Annotated in this window: 23 protein-coding genes and 2 pseudogenes; 18 read left to right on the forward strand and 7 right to left on the reverse strand. The window is 71.0% G+C overall.

Annotated features, from left to right (window positions below; all coding sequences use genetic code 11):
• Positions 1-6: 6 nt before the first annotated feature.
• Together OEIGOIKO_RS40560 and OEIGOIKO_RS40565 are read right to left on the reverse strand one after the other, a co-directional pair.
• Positions 7-909, reverse strand: coding sequence for a CPBP family intramembrane glutamic endopeptidase (locus tag OEIGOIKO_RS40560; RefSeq protein WP_246177913.1), 903 nt, complete (start codon positions 907-909; stop codon positions 7-9).
• Between the two features lie 289 nt (positions 910-1,198).
• Positions 1,199-2,134 (reverse strand): D-alanyl-D-alanine carboxypeptidase family protein, encoded by a 936-nt coding sequence (locus OEIGOIKO_RS40565; protein ID WP_125058260.1) that lies wholly within the window; start codon positions 2,132-2,134, stop codon positions 1,199-1,201.
• Between the two features lie 351 nt (positions 2,135-2,485).
• Between OEIGOIKO_RS40565 and OEIGOIKO_RS40570 the strand changes: the two genes are divergently transcribed.
• The 11 genes and pseudogenes from OEIGOIKO_RS40570 (at position 2,486) to OEIGOIKO_RS40620 (ending at position 13,747) form a co-directional block, all read left to right on the forward strand.
• A complete protein-coding gene (locus tag OEIGOIKO_RS40570; RefSeq protein ID WP_125058261.1) occupies positions 2,486-4,153 on the forward strand; it encodes a sigma-70 family RNA polymerase sigma factor in 1,668 nt (555 codons plus the stop codon).
• A 750-nt stretch (positions 4,154-4,903) separates the two neighbouring features.
• Positions 4,904-5,920 (forward strand): ParB/RepB/Spo0J family partition protein, encoded by a 1,017-nt coding sequence (locus OEIGOIKO_RS40575; protein ID WP_125058262.1) that lies wholly within the window; start codon positions 4,904-4,906, stop codon positions 5,918-5,920.
• Between the two features lie 42 nt (positions 5,921-5,962).
• Positions 5,963-6,568 (forward strand): annotated as a pseudogene (locus OEIGOIKO_RS40580) (nucleotidyltransferase family protein); the annotation flags it as partial.
• A gap of 106 nt (positions 6,569-6,674) precedes the next feature.
• Complete coding sequence (locus tag OEIGOIKO_RS40585; RefSeq protein WP_125058264.1) at positions 6,675-7,412, forward strand: phosphotransferase; 738 nt, start codon at positions 6,675-6,677, stop codon at positions 7,410-7,412.
• Positions 7,413-7,621: 209 nt separating this feature from the next.
• Positions 7,622-8,698, forward strand: coding sequence for an ATP-binding cassette domain-containing protein (locus OEIGOIKO_RS40590; RefSeq protein ID WP_125058265.1), 1,077 nt, complete (start codon positions 7,622-7,624; stop codon positions 8,696-8,698).
• Complete coding sequence (locus OEIGOIKO_RS40595) at positions 8,695-9,513, forward strand: ABC transporter permease (RefSeq protein WP_218040043.1); 819 nt, start codon at positions 8,695-8,697, stop codon at positions 9,511-9,513. Before OEIGOIKO_RS40590 ends, OEIGOIKO_RS40595 begins: the two co-directional genes overlap by 4 nt.
• 25 nt (positions 9,514-9,538) lie before the next feature.
• The gene (locus OEIGOIKO_RS43415) at positions 9,539-9,808 is read left to right on the forward strand and encodes a hypothetical protein (protein WP_246177914.1); all 270 of its coding nucleotides are present in this window, start codon (positions 9,539-9,541) and stop codon (positions 9,806-9,808) included.
• Between the two features lie 85 nt (positions 9,809-9,893).
• Positions 9,894-10,811: an SGNH/GDSL hydrolase family protein gene (locus tag OEIGOIKO_RS40605; RefSeq protein WP_125058266.1), complete on the forward strand. Its 918-nt coding sequence runs from the start codon at positions 9,894-9,896 to the stop codon at positions 10,809-10,811.
• A gap of 152 nt (positions 10,812-10,963) precedes the next feature.
• Entirely contained in the window at positions 10,964-12,232 is a 1,269-nt protein-coding gene (locus OEIGOIKO_RS40610; protein ID WP_125058267.1) for an acyltransferase family protein, read from the forward strand.
• Between the two features lie 172 nt (positions 12,233-12,404).
• Positions 12,405-12,989, forward strand: a complete 585-nt coding sequence (locus OEIGOIKO_RS40615) for a TetR/AcrR family transcriptional regulator (protein WP_125058268.1) — start codon at positions 12,405-12,407, stop codon at positions 12,987-12,989.
• Between the two features lie 53 nt (positions 12,990-13,042).
• Positions 13,043-13,747: a nitroreductase gene (locus OEIGOIKO_RS40620; protein WP_125058269.1), complete on the forward strand. Its 705-nt coding sequence runs from the start codon at positions 13,043-13,045 to the stop codon at positions 13,745-13,747.
• Here the strand turns inward: OEIGOIKO_RS40620 and bla are convergent, their stop codons facing one another.
• Positions 13,748-14,701 carry a class A beta-lactamase gene (bla, locus tag OEIGOIKO_RS40625; protein ID WP_125059602.1) on the reverse strand — a complete coding sequence of 318 codons (954 nt, stop codon included), beginning with the start codon at positions 14,699-14,701 and terminating at the stop codon, positions 13,748-13,750.
• A gap of 637 nt (positions 14,702-15,338) precedes the next feature.
• On the opposite strand from bla, the gene OEIGOIKO_RS40630 reads away from it, so the two are divergent.
• The 5 genes from OEIGOIKO_RS40630 (at position 15,339) to OEIGOIKO_RS40650 (ending at position 19,759) form a co-directional block, all read left to right on the forward strand.
• Positions 15,339-16,856, forward strand: coding sequence for an ATP-binding protein (locus tag OEIGOIKO_RS40630; protein ID WP_125058270.1), 1,518 nt, complete (start codon positions 15,339-15,341; stop codon positions 16,854-16,856).
• Positions 16,857-16,922: 66 nt separating this feature from the next.
• Positions 16,923-17,309: a roadblock/LC7 domain-containing protein gene (locus OEIGOIKO_RS40635; RefSeq protein ID WP_032926094.1), complete on the forward strand. Its 387-nt coding sequence runs from the start codon at positions 16,923-16,925 to the stop codon at positions 17,307-17,309.
• Positions 17,306-17,677 carry a DUF742 domain-containing protein gene (locus OEIGOIKO_RS40640; RefSeq protein ID WP_125058271.1) on the forward strand — a complete coding sequence of 124 codons (372 nt, stop codon included), beginning with the start codon at positions 17,306-17,308 and terminating at the stop codon, positions 17,675-17,677. The genes OEIGOIKO_RS40635 and OEIGOIKO_RS40640 overlap by 4 nt, the downstream gene beginning before the upstream one ends.
• Positions 17,658-18,281, forward strand: coding sequence for a GTP-binding protein (locus tag OEIGOIKO_RS40645; protein WP_125058272.1), 624 nt, complete (start codon positions 17,658-17,660; stop codon positions 18,279-18,281). Before OEIGOIKO_RS40640 ends, OEIGOIKO_RS40645 begins: the two co-directional genes overlap by 20 nt.
• Positions 18,278-19,759 carry a cytochrome P450 gene (locus OEIGOIKO_RS40650; RefSeq protein ID WP_125058273.1) on the forward strand — a complete coding sequence of 494 codons (1,482 nt, stop codon included), beginning with the start codon at positions 18,278-18,280 and terminating at the stop codon, positions 19,757-19,759. Before OEIGOIKO_RS40645 ends, OEIGOIKO_RS40650 begins: the two co-directional genes overlap by 4 nt.
• Before the next feature lie 107 nt (positions 19,760-19,866).
• Here OEIGOIKO_RS40650 and OEIGOIKO_RS40655 read toward each other — a convergent pair.
• The 3 genes and pseudogenes from OEIGOIKO_RS40655 to OEIGOIKO_RS40665 form a co-directional block, all read right to left on the reverse strand.
• Positions 19,867-21,024: pseudogene (locus tag OEIGOIKO_RS40655) on the reverse strand (pyridoxal phosphate-dependent aminotransferase); the annotation flags it as partial.
• Between the two features lie 5 nt (positions 21,025-21,029).
• The gene (locus OEIGOIKO_RS40660; RefSeq protein ID WP_125059604.1) at positions 21,030-22,136 is read right to left on the reverse strand and encodes a tryptophan dimethylallyltransferase family protein; all 1,107 of its coding nucleotides are present in this window, start codon (positions 22,134-22,136) and stop codon (positions 21,030-21,032) included.
• Between the two features lie 299 nt (positions 22,137-22,435).
• Positions 22,436-23,053 carry a hypothetical protein gene (locus OEIGOIKO_RS40665; protein ID WP_125058274.1) on the reverse strand — a complete coding sequence of 206 codons (618 nt, stop codon included), beginning with the start codon at positions 23,051-23,053 and terminating at the stop codon, positions 22,436-22,438.
• A 254-nt stretch (positions 23,054-23,307) separates the two neighbouring features.
• Between OEIGOIKO_RS40665 and OEIGOIKO_RS40670 the strand changes: the two genes are divergently transcribed.
• A complete protein-coding gene (locus OEIGOIKO_RS40670; RefSeq protein ID WP_125058275.1) occupies positions 23,308-24,471 on the forward strand; it encodes a sensor histidine kinase in 1,164 nt (387 codons plus the stop codon).
• Positions 24,468-25,118, forward strand: a complete 651-nt coding sequence (locus tag OEIGOIKO_RS40675; RefSeq protein ID WP_125058276.1) for a response regulator — start codon at positions 24,468-24,470, stop codon at positions 25,116-25,118. Before OEIGOIKO_RS40670 ends, OEIGOIKO_RS40675 begins: the two co-directional genes overlap by 4 nt.
• Positions 25,119-25,241: 123 nt before the next feature.
• Here OEIGOIKO_RS40675 and OEIGOIKO_RS40680 read toward each other — a convergent pair whose 3' ends face one another.
• On the reverse strand, positions 25,242-25,421 hold the full coding sequence (locus OEIGOIKO_RS40680) for a hypothetical protein (protein ID WP_125058277.1): 180 nt from the start codon (positions 25,419-25,421) through the stop codon (positions 25,242-25,244).
• Positions 25,422-25,472: the final 51 nt, after the last annotated feature.

Raw genomic sequence — 25,472 nt, forward strand, 5'->3', positions numbered from 1 at the left:
GCCCGCTCACCGGGCCGCGGCGGCCCCGGCACCCGGGTACGGGCGGGGCGCTGACGGGTGCCGGCGGCCGCCCGGGGCGTACGTGGACGGGCAAAGCCTCCCGGTCAGCGCGAGGAAGACGACGAACACGGCCGTGACGATCCAGCCGGGCCAGCCGGTCAGCCCCATGTGCAGGGGGTCCAGGGGAGCGTCCGGAGCGGCGCACACCTTGACCATGCCCACGCCCGCAGTGCTCACGAAGGTGTGGCCGAGGACCGCGGGCACCACCGACGCGGAGCGCAGCCGCAGCCAGGTGAAGACCGGCAGAATGAGTACGCAGCTGATCACCATGGCGGGTACGGACACGTACCAGGGCCGGCCGGGGTACTGCCCGCCCATCAACAGGGTGGGCAGGTGCCACAGTGCGAAGGCGGCGCCGGTGCCCACGTACGCCCGTACCAGGCGCGCGCCCCTGCCCTCCCGTGCCAGACGGGGGAAGAGATAGCCCTGCCAGCCCAGTTCCTCGCCGAAGAACAGCGGCAGCGAGACCAGCATCTGGAGCAGCACGGCGGCGGCCCAGGGAGCGACGGCCTCCCACCGCACACCGAAGGGATAGTGCCCGGCCGCGGCTCCGACGCCGAGCGCGAGGGCGGTCAGCGCCGCCGGTACCGCGAGGGCCAGCAGGCAGGAGCGCACGGTGCGGCCGTGGGGCCGGGGCCACCGCAGAGCGAGGACGTCCCGTATCCGGCCGGTGCGGTCCACGTAGCGGACGACGAGGAGCGCGGCGAGCGCCGGTGCGAACATCGCGGCCGAGATGCACACCTCCTCCAGTGTGCCGGTCACCGACCGGGCGCTCTCCCGTCGGAAACCCGTGAGCAGGAGGGGCGCCATGGCTGCCCACATGCCCAGGTTGGCCACGACGAGGAACACCAGGAGTCCACGGCGGCGCGGAGCCGGGGGAGAGGGACGGGCCTGGGACGCATGCGGGTCCGGGGGCGAAGGCGGGTCCGGCGGCGAGGGAGGAAGCGTCCGTACGGAGTTGGTCATGAGCAAGGACGCTAGAAGCGCGCCCCCGCGCGGAGAATGCGGCCGGCCCCCGTCCCCGGCCTGGGGACACCCCCACCACCGGAGGGCATCCAACCGGCCCTGCCGTCCCGGAAGGCGGCAAGGGAAAGGGCCTGCCCGCGGCCGGATGCCGCGGACAGGCCCTCTCCGTGGGTCACACCTTGAAGCCGTAGTCCAGCAGCTTCTTCGCGTCGGCGGTGCGGTTGGCCACCGAGGAGGAGGCGAGGACCGTACCGATGACCGTCTTGCCCTTCCGGGTGGCGGCGAAGACCAGGCAGTACTTGGCCTCCGGGCCCGAACCCGTCTTGACGCCGATGGTGCCGGCGTAGCCGCCGAGCAGGTCGTTGGTGTTGGTCCACGACATGTAGCGGTAGCCGCCGTTCTTCGTCGTGACCTTCTGCTTGGTGGACTTGGTGCCCACGACACTGCGGAACGTGGCGTTCTTCATCGCGCTGGAGGCCAGCTTCGTCAGATCACGCGGCGTCGAGTAGTTCGCACCGTTGCCGATGCCGTCGAACGAGTCGAAGTGCGTGTTCTTCAGGCCGAGGTTCTTCGCCGCGGTGTTCATCTGGCCGATGAACGACTTCACCCGCGCCGCCCGGGTGGACCCGGTGCCGAACTTGTCGGCCAGCGCGTACGCCGCGTCGCAGCCGGACGGGAGCATCAGCCCGTACAGGAGCTGGCGGACGGTGACCTTGTCACCGACGATGAGCCGGGCCGACGAGGCGGTCTTGGCGACGATGTAGTCGCTGTACGCCTTGTCGACCGTGACCTTGGTGTCCAGGTTGAGCTTCTTCTGGGACAGCACCACCTGAGCCGTCATGATCTTGGTGGTGGACCCCATGGAACGGCGGCTGTCCGCCGCCTTGGCAAAGGCCGTCCTGCCGTTGCCGTTGTTCATCACGAAACCGCCCGCCGCGGTGATCGCGGGGGCCTTGGGTGCCGCGGCCTTGACCGCGGCCTTCGCCGGGGCGGCCTTGGGCGCCGCGGCCTGGGCCGGGGCGGCGAACGTCCCGGTCAGCAGAACGGCTCCCGCGGCGGTGACGGCCGTCGCGGACAGGCGCCGTACGCCCTTGATGCCAGTTTTCAACGTGTTTTCTCCAAATGCCGCTTCTGTACGGCCACATGAGAGGGTGGCTTCCTCGTGAGACGCACGAGTCACGCCGAAGGATGCACCCGGCGGCCCATTTCCCCCGACTCTTCCCCCAGGTTTTCCCCCAGCCTTTCCCTGACATTTCGGGAGCGGACGGGGCGAGTCCGCTCTCGGGGGCCGTACTCCCGGTACATCCCGTCGCCCCTCCCGGAGGGCACCGCACCCGCCTTCCGCCACCCCGTACGCATCTGACGGACGATTGCTCGATTTCTGTTATCGGCGCCGCCCCCGCAGCATCTCCTGTGTGTGGGACGGAACAAGCCCGAGCCGAAAGAGAGTGGACAGAGCGTGAGCAGCGAACTCGATCCTGCGGTGATTGCGGCCGCGCAGGCGGGGGACGGGCAGGCCAGGGACCAGCTCGTCACCGCGTCCATGCCCCTGGTGTACAACATCGTGGGACGCGCGTTGCACGGCCACGCGGACGTGGACGACGTGGCGCAGGAGACGATGCTCCGGGCCCTCGGCAGCCTCGGCGACCTCCGTGACCCGGGCAGCTTCCGGTCCTGGCTGGTGGCCATCACGATGAACCAGATACGGGCGCACTGGCGGCAGGACCAGGCCGCCCCCGTCGCCGGTGGCCTGGACGACGCCTACGACGTCCCCGACCCCCGCGCCGACTTCGTCGGACTGACCATCGTCCGCCTCGGCCTGTCCGGACAGCGCCGGGAGGTCGCCGAAGCCACCCGCTGGCTCGACGAAGGCGACCGCGCGCTGCTGTCCCTGTGGTGGCTGGAAGCGGCCGGCGAACTGACCCGCGCGGAGGTCGCCGCCGCGATGGAGCTGACGCCCCAGCACACGGCCGTACGGGTCCAGCGGATGAAGTCCCAGCTCGAAGCCTCCCGTGTGGTCGTCCGCGCGCTGTCCGCCGCACCGCGGTGCGTCCTGCTGGACACGGTGACCGAACAGTGGGACGGGGTGCCCTCCGCGCTGTGGCGCAAGCGCATCGCGCGGCACGCCCGCGAATGCACCGTCTGTTCCTCCTTCTCGTCCGGGCTGGTACCCGCCGACCGGCTGCTCGTCGGCCTGGCCCTGGTGCCCCTGGCCGCCGCCCTCGCGCCGGACACCATGGAGACCCCGGTCCTCGCGGCCGCCGCTTCCCAGCAGTCCGCCTCCGCCATGTCCGCGGCGACAGGCGGAGCGGTTCCGTCCCCGGCCACCGGACCGGCCACGGGAGGCGGCCGCGCCCAGCTCCGCGACGCACTGCGGGAGAGCCGCCGGGTCCGCCGCCGTCGCGCCGTCACCGCGGCCGCCGTGGCGGCGGCCGCCCTCGCCACGGTGGGCGGAGCGCTGCCGCTGATCACCGGCGGTCCGGACGACGAGCCCGGCACCTCACGGGCCGCGACGGAACCCGAGTCGGCACCCCTGGCCACGCCCTCGGCGACGACCCCCACCCCGTCTCCCTCCAAGGCGAGCCTCAGCCCGAGCCCCACCCCGTCGCCGTCCGCATCGTCCTCCAAGGAGCCGCACACCCCGAGGAAGAAGCGGGCTTCCTCCGAACCGACGACCCCGGCACCGCGCCCGTCCTCCGCCGCCCCCGCCCCCGTCCCGGCCTCCGGTTCCGGAAGCGGCGGGTCGGCCTTCGCCCAGCAGGTCACCACTCTGGTCAATTCCGAGCGCGCCAAACAGGGCTGCTCTCCCGTCCGCGCCAACGACCAGCTCGCCACCGCGGCCCGGCGCCATTCCCAGGACATGGACGCCAGGAATTACTTCGACCACACCAGCCCGGACGGCACGGACCCGGGTGGCCGCATCACGGCCGCCGGATACCGGTGGAGCACTTACGGCGAGAACATCGCCAGGGGACAGCGTTCCGCCGACGAGGTGATGAAGAGCTGGATGAACAGCCCCGGCCACCGGGCGAACATCCTCAACTGCGACTTCAAGGAAATCGGCATAGGCACCCACGACACGTCCGGCGGGCCGACGTGGACGCAGGTGTTCGGCGCGCGGAGCTAGCCGCGGACCGAGACGGAGACGTATCCGTATCTGTATCCGTACGGGCGCGGGGCCGGCCGGCGGCCCCCCCGCTCGGTACGGACGCCGTACGGACCCGGCACGGACCCGTACGCACCCGTGCCGTTCCGGATGAATACAAGGGAATTCTCATCGGACAAGTCTCCCCGGAATTGTCCGGATACGGGGCCGACCGCCGCCCTGAGCAGGCCGGACAAGTGCTGGACAAGTCCTGGACAAGCGCCCCCTTCCCTGCTCCGGCGCACCAGCTCAGCATCAGCAGCACAACGGCGTCTTCGAGCCACGAACGCCCGGCACGGAAAGCCGGGCGGGTTCCGGCCGAAGATGCCGTGAGACCGCGGCCACCTGGAACTACCCGGCCGTGGCGGCGCGGCGGCGGGCCGTCGGCTTGGGGACGGGCCATCGGTTTCCGGCCCGCCGCGCCGAGCGGGGCCGGAGCGGGGGAGCGCATACGAGCGGATGCGCTCCGCCGCTCCGGAACCGTTCTCGCTCCCCGCCTTTTTGCGGCCCCCAGGCGAATGGTCGAAAGGTCGAAAGACGGGAAGCCGAAAGGCGAAAGGCTGTGAAGCCAATGGCGTAAGCGCCCGAAAGATGCGGGAGCCCGAAAGGCAGAAACGGTACAGCACCCACCGGTCGCACCCCGGCAGCGCGGGGCGGGACCGGCCCACCCGTAAACCGTCCGCCGCTCCGCAACCGGAGAGCGAACGGGACATACGGACCGAGGAGGGGCAAGTGGAACCTGGGCAGTCGCAGGTCGACCTGCACACGGTCGTCGACGTCGAGATCAGTGCCTTGTCGGTGAGCGATTCGCCGAGGATCTCGGGAGAGAACCAGGAGCACATCGAACTGCTGGCGGTCGCCGACGCACCGCTGCCACCCATCATCGTCCACCGCGGCACGCTGCGCGTCATCGACGGCGCACACCGGTTGCGGGCGGCCCAGCGACGCGGCTGGTCCACCATCCCCGTACGGTTCTTCGACGGCGACGACGCGGACGCCTTCGTCCTCGCCGTCGAGTCCAACACCGGCCACGGCCTGCCGCTGACCAAGACCGACCGCAAGCGCGCGGCCGAGCGCATCATCGCCTCGCACCCGATCTGGTCGAACCGGATGATCGCCTCGATCACGGGAGTGGCACCGGCGACGGTGGCCAAGGTCCGCCGCCGGATGCCGGGCGGCGCGGCCGAGCGCGGCCGCGTCGGCCAGGACGGCCGCTTCCGCCCGCTCGACGGTGCGGAGGGCCGCAGGCAGGCCGCCGAACTCATCGCTGCGGACCCGGACCTGTCACTCCGGCAGATCGCGCAGCGGACCGGCATCTCCCCGGAGACGGCGCGGGACGTACGCAACCGGATCCGCCGCGGGGAAGAGCCCCTGCTCGCCGCGCGTGGCAAGCGCGGCGGGCAACAGGGACGTGGCCCCGGAAGGCTCCCGGGGCAAAGGCCCCGCCCGGCATCCGGCGGACCGGTGGCTCGCACCAGGATGCCCGTGGCGGACCGGCGCCGCGTCGTGAACCGGCTCAAGGGCGACCCCGCCCTGCGCTACAGCGACACCGGCCGCACCCTGCTGCGGCTGCTCGGCATCCACACCGTCAGCCCGGAGGAGTGGGAGAAGATCACGGAGGGTCTTCCGCAGGGTCACCGCCGGACCGTCGCCCAGCTGGCCCGCGCGTACGCCGACAACTGGTCGGAACTGGCCCATCGCGCCGCCGAACGCGATGCCGCCGAGCCGGTCGGGGCGCGAGGGACGTAGGAGCAGGCGGAGGGCCGGGCGGGATGTGATAGGCAAGGGCCGGTGATCAGCAGACTCCCTCTCGACCGGCAACTCGACTCCCTGCGTGCGACGCTCTCCCGCAACGAGGTGTTGACGGAGGTGCTGTCGCGTACCGCGACGCTGGGCCTGCCCGGGTGGTACGTGACAGCGGGATGTCTCTTCCAGACCGTGTGGAACGTGGTCACGGGCAGACCGCCGACCGCCGGCATCAAGGACTACGACGTCTTCTACTTTGACGACACGGACCTCTCCTGGGAGGCGGAGGACGCCGTCATCGAGGCCGGACGCGAGGTCTTCACCGGTCTGCCGGCCGAGGTCGAGATCCGTAACGAGGCCCGCGTCCATCTCTGGTACGCGGACAAGTTCGGCGTGGCCTGCCCGCCGTACGACTCCACCGAGGCCGCCATCGACCGATTCGCCGCGACGACCTGCTGCCTGGGCGTGCGCACGGAGCAGGACGGCCGATGGCGGGTGTACGCGCCGCACGGGCTGTCGGACGTCTTCAACCTCGTCGTCCGCCCCAACCCCGTCCTCGCGCCACGGTCGGTCTACGAGGCGAAGGCGGCCCGGTGGCAGGAGCAGTGGCCCGAACTGACCGTCCTCGCATGGCCCGAGCCGAGCGGCACGGACGGCACGGCCGCGACGGAGGCCACAGACGCCTCAGCTACCACGGTCACCACAGGCATCACGGGCACCACGAACGTCACGACCGGCAGCCTTCCACAGCGGCAGAATGTCTGAAGCGCCGCTGCCGGGCGGCTTCGTCCAGCACGTCGTACGGGTCGGCGCCACGGTGCGCCGTCCTGCCTCGGCCGGTACCGCCTTCGTCGGTGAACTGTTGAAGCTCTTCGAGGCCCGCGGCTGGCCCGGCGCGCCGCGGTACCTGGGCATCGACGAGTACGGGCGCGAGATGCTCACCTACCTGGACGGGCACGTGGCCTGGGAACGCGAGCAGCCGCCGGCCGTGTACGCGGCGGAGACCCTGGAGCGGGTCGCCCGGCTCGTACGCGCATTCCACGACGTGACGGCCGGCACCGGCCTGGCCGGAGCGCACGAAGTCGTCTGCCACAACGACCTCGCGCCCAGGAACACCGTCTACAGGCCGGTCGGCGGCACCTTGCGCCCGGTGGCCTTCATCGACTGGGACCTGGCGGCGCCGGGTGCACGTGTCCACGACGTCGCCCACGTGTGCTGGCAGTACATCGGCCTCGGGCCACGCGTGGAGGATGTCGCCGACAGCGCGCGGCGGTTGCGGCTGGTCGCCGACGCGTACGGTCTGGCCGACCGGGACGGGCTGATCCCCGCGATCCTGTGGTGGCAGGACCGTTGCCGGCGGGGCATCGAAGCTGCCGCCCGGGCGGGCGATCCGGCGATGGTCCGCCTCCGTGACGCCGGTGCGGTCACCGAGGTGCGGGACGCCTTCGCGTGGGTCGGTGCGCACCGCGACGTACTGGCCCGCGCGCTCCGCTGACGGGGCCGCGTCGCGGCGGAGGCGCGCTCGCCGTTCACACCCGCACGCTACTCACCCGGGCTTGCCACCCACGCGCCCTCTTGTTACCGTCTCGCCGCGACATCTCACCGTAGGGTTCAGCCTTCGCCGTCCCTCGCCGTTCAGCCTCCTCGTGTCCAGTGACACCAGGAAGGTGGGAGTCACACCGAATCTGACAAAGGTGTGCGGCGATGGCTGCGGTACAGCAGGCTGCAACGGCACTGGAAGCCGTTGAACTCGTGAAGACCTACCGGACGGGCCGGAACAAATCTCCCGTCACCGCATTGCGCGGACTGAGCTTCGCCGCGGCGCGGGGGACCGTCTTCGGACTGCTCGGTCCGAACGGGGCGGGCAAGTCCACCACGGTGAAGATCCTTTCCACACTGGCGGCCGCCGACTCGGGAACGGCCCGTGTCGCCGGCCTCGACGTGGCGGCCCACCCGGAGCGGGTACGCCGGGCGATCGGGCTCGTGGCCCAGAAACCCGGCACCGACCCGATGGCCACCGCGACCGAGAACCTGCTGCTCGCCGGCCGCCTCCACGGGATGCCCCGCCGGGACGCCAGGGCACGGGCCGGTGAACTCGTGCGGCGGTTCGGCCTGGCCGACGCCGCGGACCGGCTGGTGCGCACGTACTCCGGCGGCATGGCGCGCAAACTGGACATCGCGCTCGGGCTGATGCACCGTCCGCAGGTGCTGTTCCTCGACGAGCCGACGACGGGCCTCGACCCCCAGGCCCGTACGGAGCTGTGGCACGAGATCACCAGGCTGGCCGGCGAGGAGCGGATGACGGTGCTGCTCACCACGCACTACCTGGACGAGGCCGACCACCTGGCCGACCGGCTCGCGATCGTCGACCACGGTACGGTCGTCGCCACCGGTACCCCGGAGGAGCTGAAGAGCGGACTGCGCGGCGACGCGGTGCACATCGAGCTCGCCGAGGCCGACGGCAGGGCACAGGCAGTGCTGCAACGGGTGCCGGAACTGCGGGAGATCACCGTGGACGGGCGCACGGCCCGTGGCCGTACCGACGACGGGGCCCGCGCGCTGCCGCCCGTGCTGGCCGCACTGGAAGAAGCGGGCGTCGCCGTGACCTCCGCGACGCTCGCCCGCCCGTCCCTCGACGACGTCTACCTCCGGCACACCGGCCACAGCATCGGAGCCACCGGAGCAGCCGGCGCCACCGGAGCCACCGGAGCCGAGGGCTCGAAGGGGCTGGACGCTTCGCAGGGCCTGGGCGCCTCGCAGGGTCTGGAGGCGACGAAGTGACGAGCACACACATGGGCCCCGCCGGCCCGCGCGCGCTGACCGCGATCGCCCACTCCGCTCACCTCACCGGCCGCCTGCTGCGTACCCTGCGGCGGTCGCCCGCCTTCCTCGTCATCGGACTCGTGCAGCCGGTCATCTGGCTGCTGCTGTTCGGACAGCTCTTCCGCTCCGTGGTGAGCCTGCCCGGCTTCACGGCCGGCAGCGGTGGCTTCCTCCAGTTCCTCACGCCGGGGGTGGTCATGATGACCGCGCTGTTCGCGAGCGCGTGGGCGGGGACGACCTTTCTCCAGGACATCGACCGGGGCGTGATGGACCGGCTGCTCACCTCGCCGGTCGGGCGGGGCGCCATGATGGGTGCCGGCTTGGCCTACCAGGCAGTCCAGACCGTCGCGCAGAGTCTGGGCGTCGTGGCCGTCGCCCTGGCCGCCGGGGCTCGATTCCCCGGAGGTGTCACCGGCGCAGGCGTCACCGTTCTCGCCGCGGTGCTGCTGGCGCTGATCTTCTCGGCACTGTCCAGCGCCGTCGCCCTGCTGACCCGTCAGCAGGCCACGCTGATCGCCATCTCCCAGTTCACCACCCTGCCGCTGATGTTCCTGAGCTCCGCCGTGATGGACCTCCGCCTCGCCCCGAGCTGGGTCGGGAACGTCGCCGCCTGCAACCCCGTGGAATGGGCGGTCGCCGCCGCCCGGCAAGCGATGCTGGCCCGTGCCGACCGGGGAGCGGTCTGGGCGCACCTGGCTCTGCTCGCCGCTGCGGCTCTCGCGATGGGCTTCCTGGCCACGCGGGCGTTCCGGGCCTACCGCAGGTCGGCGTAGGGAGGGCGCCCGGAGGGAGGGGCAGGTGGCGCCAGCCCGTCATATGGTCATCGCGCTGAGCTACTGGTTGCCCGGCTCGCCGGCCGGACTGCTCGCCTGGTTCGTCGAGAAGTACCGTGCGTGGCACGACTGCGGTGGTGACCCGTCGCCCCGGTTCAGTGACGGCTTCCTCCTCACGCAGGCGTCGCTGCGCTGGTTCACTCGTAACCCTTCCGACGTCCTTCCGGCCCCACTACGAGTGCACCCGGCCGGTGATCAAGGGGGCGGCCGGGCCCGGATTGCGGTCACCGTGTGAGCGCCGTATGACGGGCAGTCCCGCGATATGTGAGCGGCAGATGACGAGCGCCGGTATCGCCTGTGCGCCGTGATTGCCTCGAAGCATGCACAGCAAGCACATGGACCAGACCCCGTCCCCCTCGCAGCAGTCCGCCACCTCCGCCCCCGCCGCCCCGTCCGTCACGCTCACCGCCCCGGTGCGGCGCTCCGGAGGGCTGAAGACCCCGGGCATGGCCGCCGGGGCCCTGCTCGTCGTGGGCGCCTCCCTTCTCGCCCTCACCGGCTGTGGAAACTCCGCGTCCGGCAAGAGCGACGGTGCCTCGGCGTCCGCCGCCGCGACGCCCGCGGAGAACAAGGGCGGGAAGCGCCTCTCCAAGCTGCTCTGGATGGGCGACTCGATAGCCGAGGCGGAGGCCCCCGCCCTGGGGGCCGCCATGAAGGCCGGTGGCGTGGACTTCAAGTCCATCGCCTCCGCGGGCGGCGGCACGGTCGTCAAGGGCGAGGGCCCCACCGCCGACTTCGCCGACAGCACCTTCAAGGACTTGTCCAAGGCGGTCGGCTCCTTCCACCCGGACGTCATCGCCTACCAGGTCACCACCTACGACTGGGGAACTCCGGAGCAGCAGAGCAGCTCGTACGAGCGCCTCGCGAAGGCCGCGAAGGACGCCGGTGCCGAACTCGTCATCGTCTCCGCCCCGCCGTTCAAGGTCGACGAGTTCTACAAGGGGCACGAGGCCGCCATCGCGTCGGCGCCGAAGGCGGCCAAGGAGGCGGCCGAGAAGAATGCGGACCAGGTGCGCTTCCTCGACGCCTCCGCGCTGTGGGGCACCGACAGCGCCGCGGGCAAGGCCCAGCGCAGCAAGGACGGCATCCACTCCTGCCAGCAGGGTTCCGCGGCGTTCGCCAACTGGTTCGGGCAGCAGCTGGGCAAGCAGTACTCCTTCACGCCCGCTGCCGTGGACCGGTGGGCGAAGGGCTCGTGGACCGGCGACAAGGTCTACGGCCAGCTCAAGTGCGGGTGAGCCCGTAAGACTTCCTGCATGCGGCTGCCGCTGTGGCGCTTGCCTTGCCGCTGCGGCTGCCGTTGCAGTCCCCGACGCCGTCGCTGCCGCCTGCCCCAAACGACAGCAACGCCCACCCGCCCCCCTTCTCGCCGCCCCAGAAGGACCCGTTCATGCCGACATCTGCGGCCGCGCCGCCTTCCCCGCCATCCTCCCCACCGCCCTCCCGCCGCCACGGCCGCCCCGGGCCGCGCGCGACCGGACGGCACATCACGCCCCTGGACGGTCTGCGCGGCCTCGCCGTCCTCGGGGTGCTGTTCTTCCACGCCGGGCACTTCGACGGCGGCTTCCTCGGCGTGGACCTCTTCTTCGTCCTGTCCGGCTTCCTCATCACCGGCCTGCTGCTCAAGGAGGCCGCGGACCGGAACGGTACGGTCGGCCTCGCGGCCTTCTGGGAACGCCGGGTACGCCGTCTGCTGCCCGCGCTGACCGTGATGATCGTCGCGGTGCTGCTCCTCGTCCGGGCGGCCGGGCCGCCGTACCTGCTGGGCTTCGCCCTTGAGGACGGCCCGTGGGCCGCGCTCCAAGCGACGAACTGGCACTTCATCAGCGACCAGGTCGGCTACTGGAACGACGGCGACACCCGCGTCTTCAGTCACCTGTGGAGCATCGGGGTCGAGTGGCAGTTCTACGTCGTCTGGCCGGTGGTGGTCGCGGTCCTCGCCCGGAGGCGCACCACGCGTCGTCTCGTGCCCTTGATCGCCGCGTCCGGTGCCGTTCTCTCCCTGGTGGTCATGATCGCCCTCGCGCACGGCCCGGACACCACGCGCGTGTACGAGGGCACCGACACCCGCGCCTTCTCGCTGCTGCTGGGCGCCCTGATGGCGACCGGTCCGGTACGCCGTCTGCTGTCGAGGACGCCCGGTCGCCTGGCCAACTGCCTCTGTGCTGCTCTGGTGTGCGGCCTCGGCGCCCACTGGTGCCTGACCGGCGGTCCGAGCGACCCCTTCCTCTTCCGCGGCGGCCTCTTCCTCCACGCTCTGGCCGCGGCCCTGCTGATCGCCCTGCTCGCACACACCCCCGCCGGTCCGGTCGGCCGTCTCCTCGGAAGCAGGCCCTTGCGCGAACTGGGTGCCGTCTCCTACAGCCTCTACCTCTGGCACTGGCCGATCTATCTGCTCCTCTCCGAGGACGTCCTCGGCTTCGGCGGCTGGGCCCGGACGGCGGTCCTCCTCGCGGTTTCCCTAGCCGCCGGATGGCTGTCCAAGGTGCTGGTGGAGGACCCCGCACGGTTCAAGGCCCGCTGGGCCAGGGGACGTACGGGCGCAGCCTGCCTGACCGCGGCACTCGCAGCCGTAGCCGGTGTCTGCCTCCTCGTCCCGGCTCCGGCCCCGGGCGCCGACTCGGTGGACCTCACACAACTCACCGCCGCTTCCGGCTGATTGCCACACCCGGCTGACACACACCCGCCTCTTCCCGGTGAGCGGCTCAAGTCCCTCCCGTGCTCTCCCTTCAGCCTCCCCGGCCACTGTTTGACGCCCCGCGTACCGATCGGTACTGTCTCCCGCGTACCGATCGGTACGCCTGCGTTGTCAACCGTGAACCGGAGTTCCGATGACAGACGAACAGCAGTGGCGCTCGCCGGCGGGCCGGCGCGTGTGGGAGACCGCGTGCGATCTCTTCTACCGGGAAGGCATCCGTTCCGCGGGCGTGGCCGAGATCGCGGAGCGGTCAGGCGTCGGAAAGCCGAGCATCTACCGCAATTTCGAGTCCAAGGACGGTCTCGCGCTGGCTTATGTGAAATCGAAGGCGGTGCCCTCCCGCGTCTGGCTGGAGACCGCACGCGCCGCCTGTCCGGACGACCCCGCGGCGCAGCTCCGTCACGTCATCGCCACCATCGCCGACCAGATCAGTGAGCCCGGATACCGGGGCTGCCCATTGGTGAACGCCGCCGTCGAATTCCCCGACCGCACCCACCCGGTACGCGTCGCCGTCGACGAGCTGAAGCTCGATTACCTGGAACTGCTCACGGAACTCGTCGCGCAGTTGCCGGTACGCGATCACCGCACCCTGGGCTACATGCTCCAGATGCTGGTGGAAGGCGCCAGCGTCACCACCCAGATCTACGCGGCCGAGAAGTCCGCCGCCGCGCTGAAAGAAGCGGCCGACCGCCTCATCGACTCCTTTCTGGAGCAGTGACGTGACCACCACATCGGTCCCGAACACCCGCACCCGTACGAAACGAGAATCCCATGAGTACGGCCACCTATGCGCCCGCCCACGCCGAACACCTGATACGCGCCCGGCGCGCGACCCGTGCCTTCGCCCCGGAAGCGGTGCCCGAAGACACCATGCGCACCGTCTTCACCCTGGCCGGTGCGGCTCCTTCCAATTCCAACACACAGCCCTGGCATGTCGAAGTGGTCAGCGGCGCGGCCAGGGACCGGCTGAGCGCGGACCTGACCGCCGCACACGCCGACCAGCGCATGTCACTGGACTTTCCTTACCGGGACGACCTGTACACCGGCGCGTACGCGCAGCGTCGCCACGAGGCGGGCGCGACGATGTACGGCGCACTGGGCATCGGCCGCGACGACCATGCAGAGCGTGCGGCATTCACCGTCGAGAGCCTGAATTTCTACGGGGCTCCGCATGTCGCGCTGCTGTTCCTGCCGCCCAATGCCGAAGAACGCATGGCCGCCGATCTCGGCATGTACGGCCAGACGCTCCTGCTGGCCATGACGGCGTACGGTATCGCCAGCTGCCCGCAGGGCCTCCTGAGCTTCTACGCCGACACCGTCCGCGAATCACTGGGCCTCAGCGGCGACGCCAACGGCACGCAGCACAACAAGCTGCTGTTCGGCATCTCCTTCGGATACGCGGACACCTCCGCCCCCATCAACAACATTTCCGTTCCCCGCGCCGAACTCCACGAGACCACTCGCTTCCACATCTAGTCACGTGAGCGTGGCCACCACGTATTCCGCGGCCCGGGCCAGGAGCCGCTGGTCGTACGCGGCGTCCTTGGCGGGCTTGCTGGACATGATCGAGATGACGAGCGGCGGTACGGATCCCGTCGGCCATGCGACGGCGATGTCGTTGAGCGTGCCGTAGTCCCCGGTCCCGGTCTTGTCGGCCACCACCCAGTCCTTCGGAACACCGGCCCGAATGCGTTGTGCTCCAGTGGCGTTCCGTACCAGCAGGTCGCGGAGGAATTCGCGCTTGTCGGCCGGCAGTACGGTCCCCAGCACGAGCTTTCGGTAGTCGGTGCCGAAGGCGCGGGGAGACGTGGTGTCGCGCGGATCTCCCGGGGTGGCTTGCGTGATCGCGGGTTCGGTCCGGTCCATCCGGGTGACCGGATCGCCGAGACCGCGGGCGAACGCCGTCAGTTTCCCCGGCCCGCCGAGGTCCCGGAGCAGAAGATTCCCGGCCGTTCCGTCGCTGTAGCGGACCGCCGCATCGCACAGTCGACGGATCGACATTCCCGTGGACACGTGTTTTCCGGTGATGGGGGAGTGCTTCATCAGATCGTCTTCGGTGTACGTGACGACCGTGTCCAGGTGTGACAGCGGGTTGCCGTGCAGAACCGCCGCGGCCGCCAGCCCCTTGAACGCGGAACAGAACGCGAACCGTTCGTCCGCCCGGTGCACCACGGTCGCACCCGTCCCGGTGGCCAGTGCGTACACCCCCAGACGCGCGCCGTACTCCCGCTCCAACTCGCTCAGGCGACGGTGGCGTTGACGTTCGGAAGGTACGGAAGGAGGCACGGAAGGGGATGCGGGACCGGCCGGGGAGGCGGTGGCCCCGCCGCTCGCGCATCCGGCCAGCGGTAAGAACGCCGCCGCTCCCAGAAGAGCACGACGTGAGAGGGGTGATCGCGGTTCCGTCACAGTTCTCCTCCGCAGATGCATTCGGCGACTTGCGGTGATGCTACGTCCGCAGGGAGCCGGCGGTCCGGTCACGTCGATCGTTTCCGGAACGCGCAAGACGGGCCGGGCCGTCGGGCGTGGCCGGCGAACGGCAGGCGTGAGCAGGGACGACGGGCCATCGCTTGCTGTCGGCCGTCCTCTCGGACAATGACGGATCAGCGCTGCTGACGGCACTGCCCGTGCGGCGCTGCCGCTGATCGAAATGTGAGGGCGCACCAGCGAATTCGGGCATTGGCTTCGCCATCGCCACGCGTCCCCGCGATTCCTTTGAACGGCCGGCGCCAAACGATTCTTCTGATGTTCGTACATGAGTGCATTCATGTGTTGTGTGCACATGCCCCTCGGAGCCAATCGGGCCCCGCTATGCTCACTGCCGCGCAGCGAGTTGTGACAGTTGCGGCATCGTGCCGGCGGCTGTCGTGAGGTCGCCGTCGCGCGCGGCAGCCGGGGTTTCGGAACCCGGAAACCGCGCGCGGCAGGTCGGCTCGGCGTGCACTGCGGTGCTGGTTCGGTATGTGCGGACCAACGGTCGCCCGTCGCGATTTTCGCCGCCTTTCCTGCGTACGTGAATTTCCGTGTACGACGTCCTGTCCCTTCCCTTAGTGCTCTGAGGCTGCCGATGGTTCGTGCTGATGCGTCACCCGGGAGGCCGGGGCCGGCCTCCACCGCAAGGTGGCCGCTGCCACCCCTGCTCCTGGCCATATGTGTGGCCGTGGCTGTTCCGTTGCTGCCTTCGGAGGCCCGTGCCCACGTCGTCTGGATCGGTGTCCTCGCGACCGCGGCCGTGGCCGCCGCGGACTTCAAGGCCGCGCGCCGGGGCCGCGCGATCGACGCGCTGCGCAGGCAGTACGCCGAGAGAGAGGCCGCACTGCAACGGCAGTTGGCCGAGCAGGAGGTCGAGACGGTACGGATGGCCAAGGAGACCCTGCCGGCGGCCATGGCACGGCTCCAGCAGGGCAATTCGGTCGAGGACGTACTGCGCAGCACCGGCCAGGCGTCGCGGGTGAGCCCCCGGTTCGAAGCCGCGCACCACGCGGTGCTGCGCTACGTCCTCCAGGCCGTGGAGGCCGAGGAGAACCTGCGTGACGCCGCCCAGCGGGCCTTCGTCAACATCGCCCGGCGCGTCCAGGCCATCGTGCACCAACAGGCTCTGGAACTCCGCGAGATGGAGGACCGGCACGGCCAGGACCCGCACGTCTTCGGCGATCTGCTGCACCTCGACCACCGGACCGCGCTGATCGGCCGGCTGGCGGACAGCATCGCCGTCCTCGGCGGTGCCCGGCCGGGGCGGCAGTGGCAGAAGGACATCCCGCTGTTCAACGTGTTGCGCGGCGCCATGTCCCGGATCACCGACTACCAGCGCGTCGACCTGCACTCGGTGGCCGACGTCGGAGTTCTCGGCCGCGCTGCCGAGCCGCTGATCCACGCTGTGGCCGAGCTGCTGGACAACGCCACCCGCTATTCGCCGCCGCAGACCCGTGTCCACCTGACCGCGACCGAGGTCCAGTCCGGTGTGGCCGTCGAGATCGAGGACGCCGGGCTCGGGCTGACCGACGAGGCCCGCATCCGCGCCGAGCGGGCCCTGGCCCAGCACCCCGGCGGCGGACTGGACCTGGACGACCTGGGGGAGTCCCCGCGACTCGGCCTGGCCGTGGTCGGCCGGCTGTCCCACACGAATCACTTCAAGGTCTCGCTGCGCGTCTCCGCGTACGGCGGCGTACGGGTGGTCCTGGTCGTACCGCCGGAACTGATCACCGTGACCCCGGTGCCCGGCGGTGCCTTGGCCAAGGCCCCCAGCCTGCCGCCGCCCCGCCACCCCGGCGGCCCGAAGCACCGGGCCGAAGCGGCCGCCGAGGAACCGGTGCCCGCCGACGGGCCCCGCACCGCCAACGGGCTGCCGCAGCGCAGGCGGCGCACCCGGTCCGTCATCCCGTCCGTACGGCCGCAGCAGGCGACGCCCTCGGGCGCTGCCCCCCGCCCCCCGTCGGACGGTCACTCCGCGCCGGCCGGGCTGTGGATGTCCGCGTTCCTCGACGGTGCCTCGGACGGCGAATCCGGCGGCAACAGCGGCGCGTCCCCGGCGGAGACCCCGGCGCGGCGCCCCCGAAGTCCGGGCGACGAAGAGCCCGAGCAGTGACCGAGCCGGCAGATGAGCCAGCAGACAAGGATGAGTGAGCAAGTGGCGACAAAGCAGCGGCTCAACATGGACTGGATGCTGGAGGAGTTGGCGTCCAGCGTCCCGCAGACCCGTAATGTCGTGGTGCTGTCCTCGGACGGCTTGTGCATGGCGCAGTTCGGTACGGAGAACGACACCGCCGACCGCCTCGCCGCCGCCTGTGCCGGACTGCAGAGCCTGTCGGCGGCGATCGCCTCGGAATTCCCCCGGGGCGACGGCCGGATGAAACTCGTCGTCGTCGAGGTCGACGGCGGGTTCTTCTACCTGATGGCGGCCGGCGCGGGAGCCTATCTGGCGGTGCTCGCCGACGACGACGTGGACGCCGGCTTCATAGGGCAGCGGATGCGTGATCTGGTCGCCCGGATCGGGCAGCACCTCAGCAGCCCGCCGCGGGCGGACCGGCAGGTCCCATGAGCGATCCGGAGCAGGAACAGCACCGGGCCTGGGAAGAGGGCGGGCCCGAGCGGCTCTACGTCATCACGTCGGGCCGGCAGGCGCCCGAGCGGAACTCCTCCCTCGACATGGTCACGCTGATCGTCAGCCGCAACGAACCCGGTCCGGGCATGCAGCCCGAACTCGCCGCCATCGTTCGCATGTGCGACTACCCGCTGTCCGTCGCCGAACTCTCCGCGTACCTCCGGCTGCCGGTCTCAGTGATCACCGTACTGCTCACGGACCTCCTGGCGAGCGGGCACGTCGAGGCCCGGGCGTCGGCGCTGACCCAGTCGCTGCCCGACGTCGAACTCTTGGAGGCGGTGATGCATGGACTACAGAATCTCTGAACCCGTCGTCGGCCCCCGGCACGAGGACACCCTGCCGGCCTCGGTCACCACCGCGGTGAAAGTGGTGATCGTCGGCGGCTTCGGGGTCGGCAAGACCACCCTGGTCGGATCGGTCAGCGAGATCAGGCCGCTCACCACCGAGGAAATCATGACGCAGGCCGGCGCCGGGGTGGACGACATCGCCGGTGTCGAGCGCAAGAACGAGACCACCGTGGCGATGGACTTCGGCCGGATCACGCTCAGCGACGAGCTGGTGCTCTACGTCTTCGGCACCCCGGGCCAGCAGCGGTTCTGGTTCCTGTGGAACGGGCTCTTCGAAGGGGCGCTGGGCGCCGTGGTCCTCATCGACACCCGGCGGCTGGAGGACAGCTTCGACGTGATGGGCCGCCTGGAGGAACGCGGGGTGCCCTTCATCGTCGCCATCAACGCCTTCCCGGACGCCCCCTCGTACCCGGCGTCCGAGCTCCGGGGGGCCCTGGACATCCCCGACGGGGTGCCGGTGATCGATTGCGACGCCCGCGAACGCCTCTCCAGCCGCGACGGCCTGCTGACCCTCATGCGTTATCTGCACGCCCTCACCACGACGAACCCGGAGCGACGGTGACTTCCTCCTTCCCCGAACAGTCCCGCACCGCGTGGGCCCCCGCCCCGCCGCCGCAGTGCCCGGCCCACGCCCGGCCCGGCGCCACGGACGGACTGGCACGGCTCTTCGGCCCCGAGGCGGCCGAGGACCCCATGGGCCTGTACGAGCGGCTGCGCGCGCGGCACGGATCCGTCGCGCCCGTCCTGCTCGACGGCGACCTCCCGGCCTGGCTCGTCCTCGGGTACCGCGAGATCCTGGAGGTCGCCGGTACCCCCGCCCGGTTCAGCCGGGACTCCCGCAACTGGCGCTGGTTCAGGGAAGGGCGGGTCCCGCCGGACTCCCCGCTGCTCCCGATGATCGCCTGGCAGCCGGTCTGCCTGTTCCTGGACGGCGAGGAGCGCAGCCGGCTGCGCCTGGCGGTCACCGACAGCCTGGAGCGCTTCAACCGCCGCGGTATCCGGCGGCACATCACCCGTTTCACGCACCAGTTGATCGACGGCTTCGCCGAGCGGGGGGAGGCGGACCTGGCCGAGGAGTTCTGCGAACACCTGCCGATGCTCGTCCTGACGCAGCTGCTGGGCATGCCCGACGAGTACGGGCCCCGGCTGGTCGCGGCCAGCAGGGACATGGTGGCGGGCACCGAGACCTCGGTGGCCAGCAACGCGTTCATCGTGGAGACCCTCACCGAACTCGTGCGGCGCAAGCGCGGGAGCCATGGCCACGACGTCACGTCCTGGCTGATCGAACACTCCTCGGGGCTGACCGACGAGGAGGTGTGGAACCACCTGCGGGTCATCCTCATCGCCGCCAACGAGACCACGGTCAACCTCCTCAAGAGCACCCTGCGGATGGTGCTGACCGACCCCCGGTGCCACGCGTCGCTGGCCGGCGGGCAGATGACCTTGCCCGACGTGGTGGAGCAGGTGCTGTGGAGCGAACCGCCGCTGATGACCATTCCCGGCCGCTGGGCCGCCGTGGCCACGGAGGTCGGCGGTCAGAAGATCGAGGCGGGGGACATGCTGCTGCTCGCCCTGGCCGCCGGGAACCACGACCCGGCCGTCCGGCCGGACCCCTCGGTCCCGCTGCTCGGAAACCGCTCGCACCTCGCCTTCAGCAGCGGCCCTCAGGAGTGCCCGGGCCAGAACATCGGCCGCGCCATCGCCGACACCGGCATCGACACGCTGCTGGCGAGGCTCCCCGACGTACGGCTGAGCATCCCCGAGGATCAGCTGCGCTGGAAGTCGGGCTGGATGACACGGCACCTGACGAGCCTTCCGGTGGCCTTCACCGCGCCCCGGTCGGCGGGTTCGGCCGAGCCCGCCGGTCCGGCCCCTGCCCTCGCGGACACCGAGCGGGATCAGGGGAGCGGGCCGGACGGTGGTGTGCCACCCGCGGCCGAGCCCGCTGTGCCGCTGTCGTCGGTGGTGCCCTTGCCGGTTGCCGCCCGAAGGAGGCGTACGGGGTGGTGGAACTCCTTGAAGGCGTGGTTGCGGGGCTGACTTCCCCGGGGTAGGGCAGGGGCGCTCTTACGCTGCGTCCCGGTGGCCTGGAGCGGGACCGGGCCACCGGTGACGTGTTCTTCGACGGCTCTCGCGATGCGCCGCAATGCCTCTTCCATTACTGCTCGGGACGTGGCGTAGCTGATGCGGACATTGCCCTCGGCGGCCGGGCCGAACCATTCCGGTGTGCCGGGCACCACCGCCACCCGGGCCCGGGACAGCAGGAATTCGCCCATCGCCCGGCTGGTCATTCCGGTGGCGGACACGTCGGGGAACAGGACGTACGTACCCTCCGGGCGGCCGCACGAAATTCCCGGGACGGCGTTCAACCGGTCCACGCTGTAGTCCCGTATCCCTTGCAGATGTTCCAGGAAGGCGTCTTTCCAGGGCCAGCCGTGACGCAGCGCGGCCAAGGCGCCGGCCTGGGCGAGGGGGGTCATGCTGTACGTGGCGCCCAGACGCTGGAATGTGAGGCGCAGCGCGTCCGCCGCCCGCCTGGTCGGGGCGATCACGAATCCCGCCCGCAACCCCGGTAGCGCGAACGTCTTGGACAGGCCGGTCACCGTGTAGACGCGTCGGCTGTCCGCCGTGTCCAGGCTCGCCAGGCTGAGGTGTCTTCCGGGCGGATACACGATCTCGCTCCACACCTCGTCGCAGAGAATCGGAATGCGACGGGCACCCGCCGTCTCCGCCACCGCCCGGAGGGTCGGTTCGGTGAAGACCGTGCCCAGCGGATTGTGCGGATTGCACAGGCAGATCAATGCGGTGCGCGGAGTGATGAGCGAGGCGAGCCGGTCGGGGTCCAGGGAACCCGTGCTCTTGTCCATCGGGCAGTAGACCCGCCGGGCCCCCGCGGCATCGACGGCTTGCCCGAACAACAGGTCGACCGGATCCAGCACGATGCACTCGTCCCCCTTTCCGCACAAGAGATGCACCACGCCCCAGAGCGCGGCCGCGGTGCCCGGGGCCGGCACCACACGGTCGGGGTGGCCGCCGATTCCGTAACGGGTCTCGGCCACGTCGGAGAAGGCTTCTTGCAACTCCCCGCATTCCGTGGCCGACGCGTAAGGGAAGTAACCGTCGGCGACCGCCGAGACGATGGCGTCCGTGACCACCGGGGGGCCGGGAAAGTCCGGCTCGGCCGCCGTCAGCGGAATGACATCGGGCGGGTGAGCGCCCCAGCGCAGCGGAGACCGCCGGCGCAGCAGACCGGGCCGGACCTGCGCGTCGTCGAACATCGGCCGGGGCGCGTCGGACAGCGCCATGGCGTTCACCCCCGTTGATAGCGGGCGGGCGGATACCGGTCGTAGAGTTCCGGCGACCAGTACGTGGTCAGCCGGGGCCGGCCGTGCTGCACACGCGCTGACGCGTACGTGTGGATGCCACGGCCGGACGAGAGCGGGCGCCGGGCCATCTGATTCAGCAGCGTCCGATAGCTGCCGACGGGAAGGCCCAATTCCCTCATGACCGAGCTGACGCGGTCCCGAACGGTCCGGTCGCTCGCCGAATGCAGCCACAGCGGGACGTACAGCGTCGCGGACACCGGCTGGTCTCCGCCGGCGGCCGTGAACGTCAGATTGCTGACGAGCGGCTGGGCCCGTACCTCACTGTCGCTGCCGGTCAGCTGACGGCAGAAGGCCCCCAGGAAACCGGCCTCGTGCTGCAGCGAGATCTCCATACGGGCGTCGAGTTCCGCCGGAGAGGCGTCGTAGTGACGGAAGTACACCTTTACGCGGGATTCGGGGCCGTCGGTCAGATCGAGACCGAAGTAGACGATTCTGTCGAGGTCGAATCCCCGGGCCGCGTATTCCCTGACCGCCGTCCAGGCCTTGGTGAACCCCAGCCGGTCCAGTGCCGCGCGCGTCCGCTCGATGCCGCTCGTGCCGGCATTGGCGTTCGGATTGAGGTAGACCTTGAACTCGGGGCCACCGGTCGGCGTGAGAGCGGCGGCGTGCATCATGGCGAAGCCGGTGGGGTCCTCGTCCGGCAGGAACAGGTCCGACACTTCCGCCAGCCGGTCGTCGGCGGCGCCGAAATCCCGGGTCAGCCCACGGGTGAGAGCGCGTGCCGCTTTCTGTGCGGACGACGGGTCCGACCGGTCGGGCAAGGCCTCCACGAGCGCCCGGACCTGCAACCCCTCCCGCGAGAAGGCCGCGGAGAACTCGATCGGTGAGCCGTCGGCGCACACGTCGGAGTGCCAGCCGGGACGCGTCCCTATCCGCCTCGCGCCCCACGGCGACAGCATCCTCCGCAGCGCCCTGATGCCCTGGTCGACATCCACGCCCGCGCTGCCGAGAAGACGTGTGGCGGTGGTGACCGCATAGTCCGAGAACGTCGTGCTCGCAGAGACTTGTGGCGCCGACCGCAAAGACGTCATGCGATTCCTTCCCTGGCACTCGCCGGTTCCCGCCGTACCGCACGCTTGCTCCGCCGGCCGATCGGCCAGTACCAATAGGGAAGGAAGCTCCTGACTTCCCGTGCCTTTCCTTATGCCTGGGGTACTTTCACCATTAACCAACTTTCCGCCGGCCGCCACCGGCGCACAAGGGGCGTGCGCGGCGTCCGTCCTGCGATGGCGCACGCCCCCGACGGACGGATGCGCACTCCGGCGCTCGGAAGACCGGGTGGACGCATGCGAAGCGGCAGCCCCGGCCACCGGGGCTGCCGACGCCGGGTTCAGCCGGGACCGGGGAGCCACGGGCGGGCAGCCGCCCGCGCGGCCGGTTTCCCGGCGGGCTGCCACAGGGCGGAGGCGAGCCAGATCAAAGTGGTGCCGACCGCGAAGTGCAGGGCGTTGGTGAGTACGGAGTCGGGCAGACCGGTCAGGAACGCGAAGAGGGGCAGCACGGTCGCGTACGCCCAGGACGGGGCCCGCGGGAACACCCGGGCCCGGATCAGGGCCGTCCCGAACAGCCCGCAGCTCACGGCGAAGACGGCTGCGGAGCCGAGGAACGCGGGGACCGTCGGGCCCGTCAGGGACTTCTCGACGACCGCATCGTCGAAGTAGAACAGCACGAGGTTCGAGGCGAACGCGGCGCCGCCGAACAGGCCGAGCCCGATGAGGCTGATGACGTAGGCCGTCTCCCCGAAGCGACCGCCGGCGGCGCTCTGACGCTGGTGCAGCGCGGCCAGCAACGGCAGCGAGAGCGCGGGAGCAAGGGCGAGGAAGAAGCTGGTCGTCGCGGTCTCCCCGGTGAAGACTTCGACGAGCGCGGGCAGGGCGACGAAGAGCCCGGACAGGGTGCCGGACAGCACACCGACGCAGGTGAGCCGGTCGGACAAGAGTGTGGGCACGGTGCACTCCAAGGTGTCGAAGGGCCGCCCCGGCCCAGCACTTCGCGGGCCGGGACCGAGAACGTTAAAGAGCCGCCGGCCGTTTCCGGCAGGTGAGGAACGGCGAGAACCACCGCCGGAAGCCACTGACGCACCGCTGCCGTACCGCTGGTCGGCACGTGCCGCTCGGCCACGTCCGCCGGCGGCCGCCCCGCGCCCTCGCCCCCCGGCCGCCGCCCGCCTAGCCTGGGCAGCAGGCAGGAAGGGGTGGGCGCATGGCAGCGTACGTACCGGTGCCGTGGGTGTCGCCCCTGCTGTACGCCGCGGTGCTGGTCGGCGGCCTCTACTACACCCTGGCCGGCCTCGCCCCCGGCACCGGCCCACCCTTCTGGCGCACTGCGGGGTTCGCCGCGGGGCTCGCGGCGCTGGTCGCCCTGGAGACCGTGGAGCGGCGTGGCATCAGGCGCGGCATTCCCGTCCGGGCGTGCCTGCCGATGGCCGCGCGGACCGGACTGATCACGGGAGTGGTCGCCCTCGACACGTCAGGACTGGCCCAGGCCCTCTTCGTACTCCTGCCGTTCACCGCCTACTTCGTCTACGGACGCGGTGTCGCACTCGCGCTGGCGGCGCTGTGCGTGGCCGGGCTCCTCACCGGATACGCGCTGACCGAGCCCGGCTGGCACCGCGAGGTGGAGCGCGTGGCCGACCTGCTGATGCTCTGCGTCGGCCTCGTCCTCGCGCTCTCCATGGCGGCCGTCGCCATCGGTGAACAGCGCGGACGGCGCGCCTTGGAGCGGTACGCCGCGCAAGTCGCCGAACTGTCCGCCGCGGCCGAGCGCAACCGCCTCGCGCGGGACATCCACGACAGCCTCGCGCACCACCTCACCGCCGTCTCCGTACAGTTGCAGATCGCCTCCGAGTTCCGGGTCCTGCAGCCCGACTCGGCCCAGCGCGCGGTCGACGAGGCCCGACTGTCGGTGAAGCGCGCGCTGGGCGACGTACGGCAGTCCGTACGGGCACTGCGGGACGAGGAGTCGCACAGGTCGCTGACGGCGATGCTCGCGGGCCTGGCGCGCGACGGCGAGGACCGGCCCCGCGTCACCGTGCAGGTGGACGGCACCGAGGACGGTTACGGCCCGGCGGAGCTGACCGCGCTCTACCGGGCCGCACAGGAGGGTCTGACCAACGCGCGCCGCCACGCGCAGGCATCGCGGGTCACGGTGGAGGTGGTCCTGGCAGCGGACGCGGCACGCCTCGTGGTGACCGACGACGGCCACGGCTTCACCCCGAACGGGGCCGCCACCGGGTTCGGGCTGGTCGGGATGCGCGAACGGGTGAACCTGGTGGGCGGGAGCGTGCACATCGACAGCGGCCCCGGCAAGGGAACCCGGCTGACGGTGACGGTGCCGCGCGGCCACCGCGAGGAAGGCCTGACATGAACGAGGTGGCGGCGTCGGTACGCGTACTGGTCGTGGACGATCAGCGGCTCATCCGGGACGGCATCGCCTCACTGCTCTCCATCCGGCCGGGCATCACGGTCGTCGGCACGGCGGTGGACGGCCGCGAAGCCGTCGCCAAGGCGCTCGAACTGTCCCCGGACGTCGTGCTGATGGACGTCCGGATGCCGGGGATGGACGGCGTCGAGGCGGTCGCCGTCCTGCGCGGCTCGGTGCCGGCGTGCCGAGTGGTGATGCTGACGACGTTCGACGACAAGGAGTACGTCGTCCAGGCACTCCGCGCGGGTGCCTGCGGCTATCTGCTGAAGGACCTGCCGGCCGGCGAACTGGCCCACGCGGTCCGGCTCGCGCATGCGGGCGTCACCCAGCTCGACGCCTCCGTGACCCACCACCTCGCCGCCTGCCTGCCCTGCCCGGGCCCCGGAGCGGGGCCGGGCGTCGCCCTCAGCCCCCGCGAGATCGACATCCTGCGCCTCGTGGCGCAGGGACGGACCAACCGGGAGATCGCCGCGCAGCTGTACCTCAGCGAGGGCACCGTGAAGAACCACATCTCCCGCATCCTCGGCCGCCTCGCCCTGCGCGACCGCACCCAGGCCGCACTGCGCGCCCGGGACCTGGGCCTGCTGTGAGCGCACGTCCGGCGATGCCCGGCCGGGAGCCAGGCCCGCGTACGGTTCAGCGCCGGGACGCTCAGCCCGCGCTCCGTACCCGCTCGCGGCCGCCCGGTTCGACGGAACGCCACCCCTGGAAGATCAACAGCAGCGGAAACACGATCTCGAACAGGCACCGGGAACGAGGAACGCGATGCCGCCGCCGGAATCGAGATCGGCCGCTCCCAGCTCGTCGGCGACGACCCCCATCAGGAGAGCGGCGTAGCCCGCCGACCCCAGCAACGACAGCCATGCGGCGACCAGTCCGGAGCGCAGCAACAAGGAGGACAGGCTCTCCGCTGCGCCAGGCTGCGACGGCGGACACCGTGCCGC

The sequence above is a fragment of the Streptomyces paromomycinus genome, from assembly GCF_003865155.1.
Lineage (GTDB): Bacteria > Actinomycetota > Actinomycetes > Streptomycetales > Streptomycetaceae > Streptomyces > Streptomyces chrestomyceticus.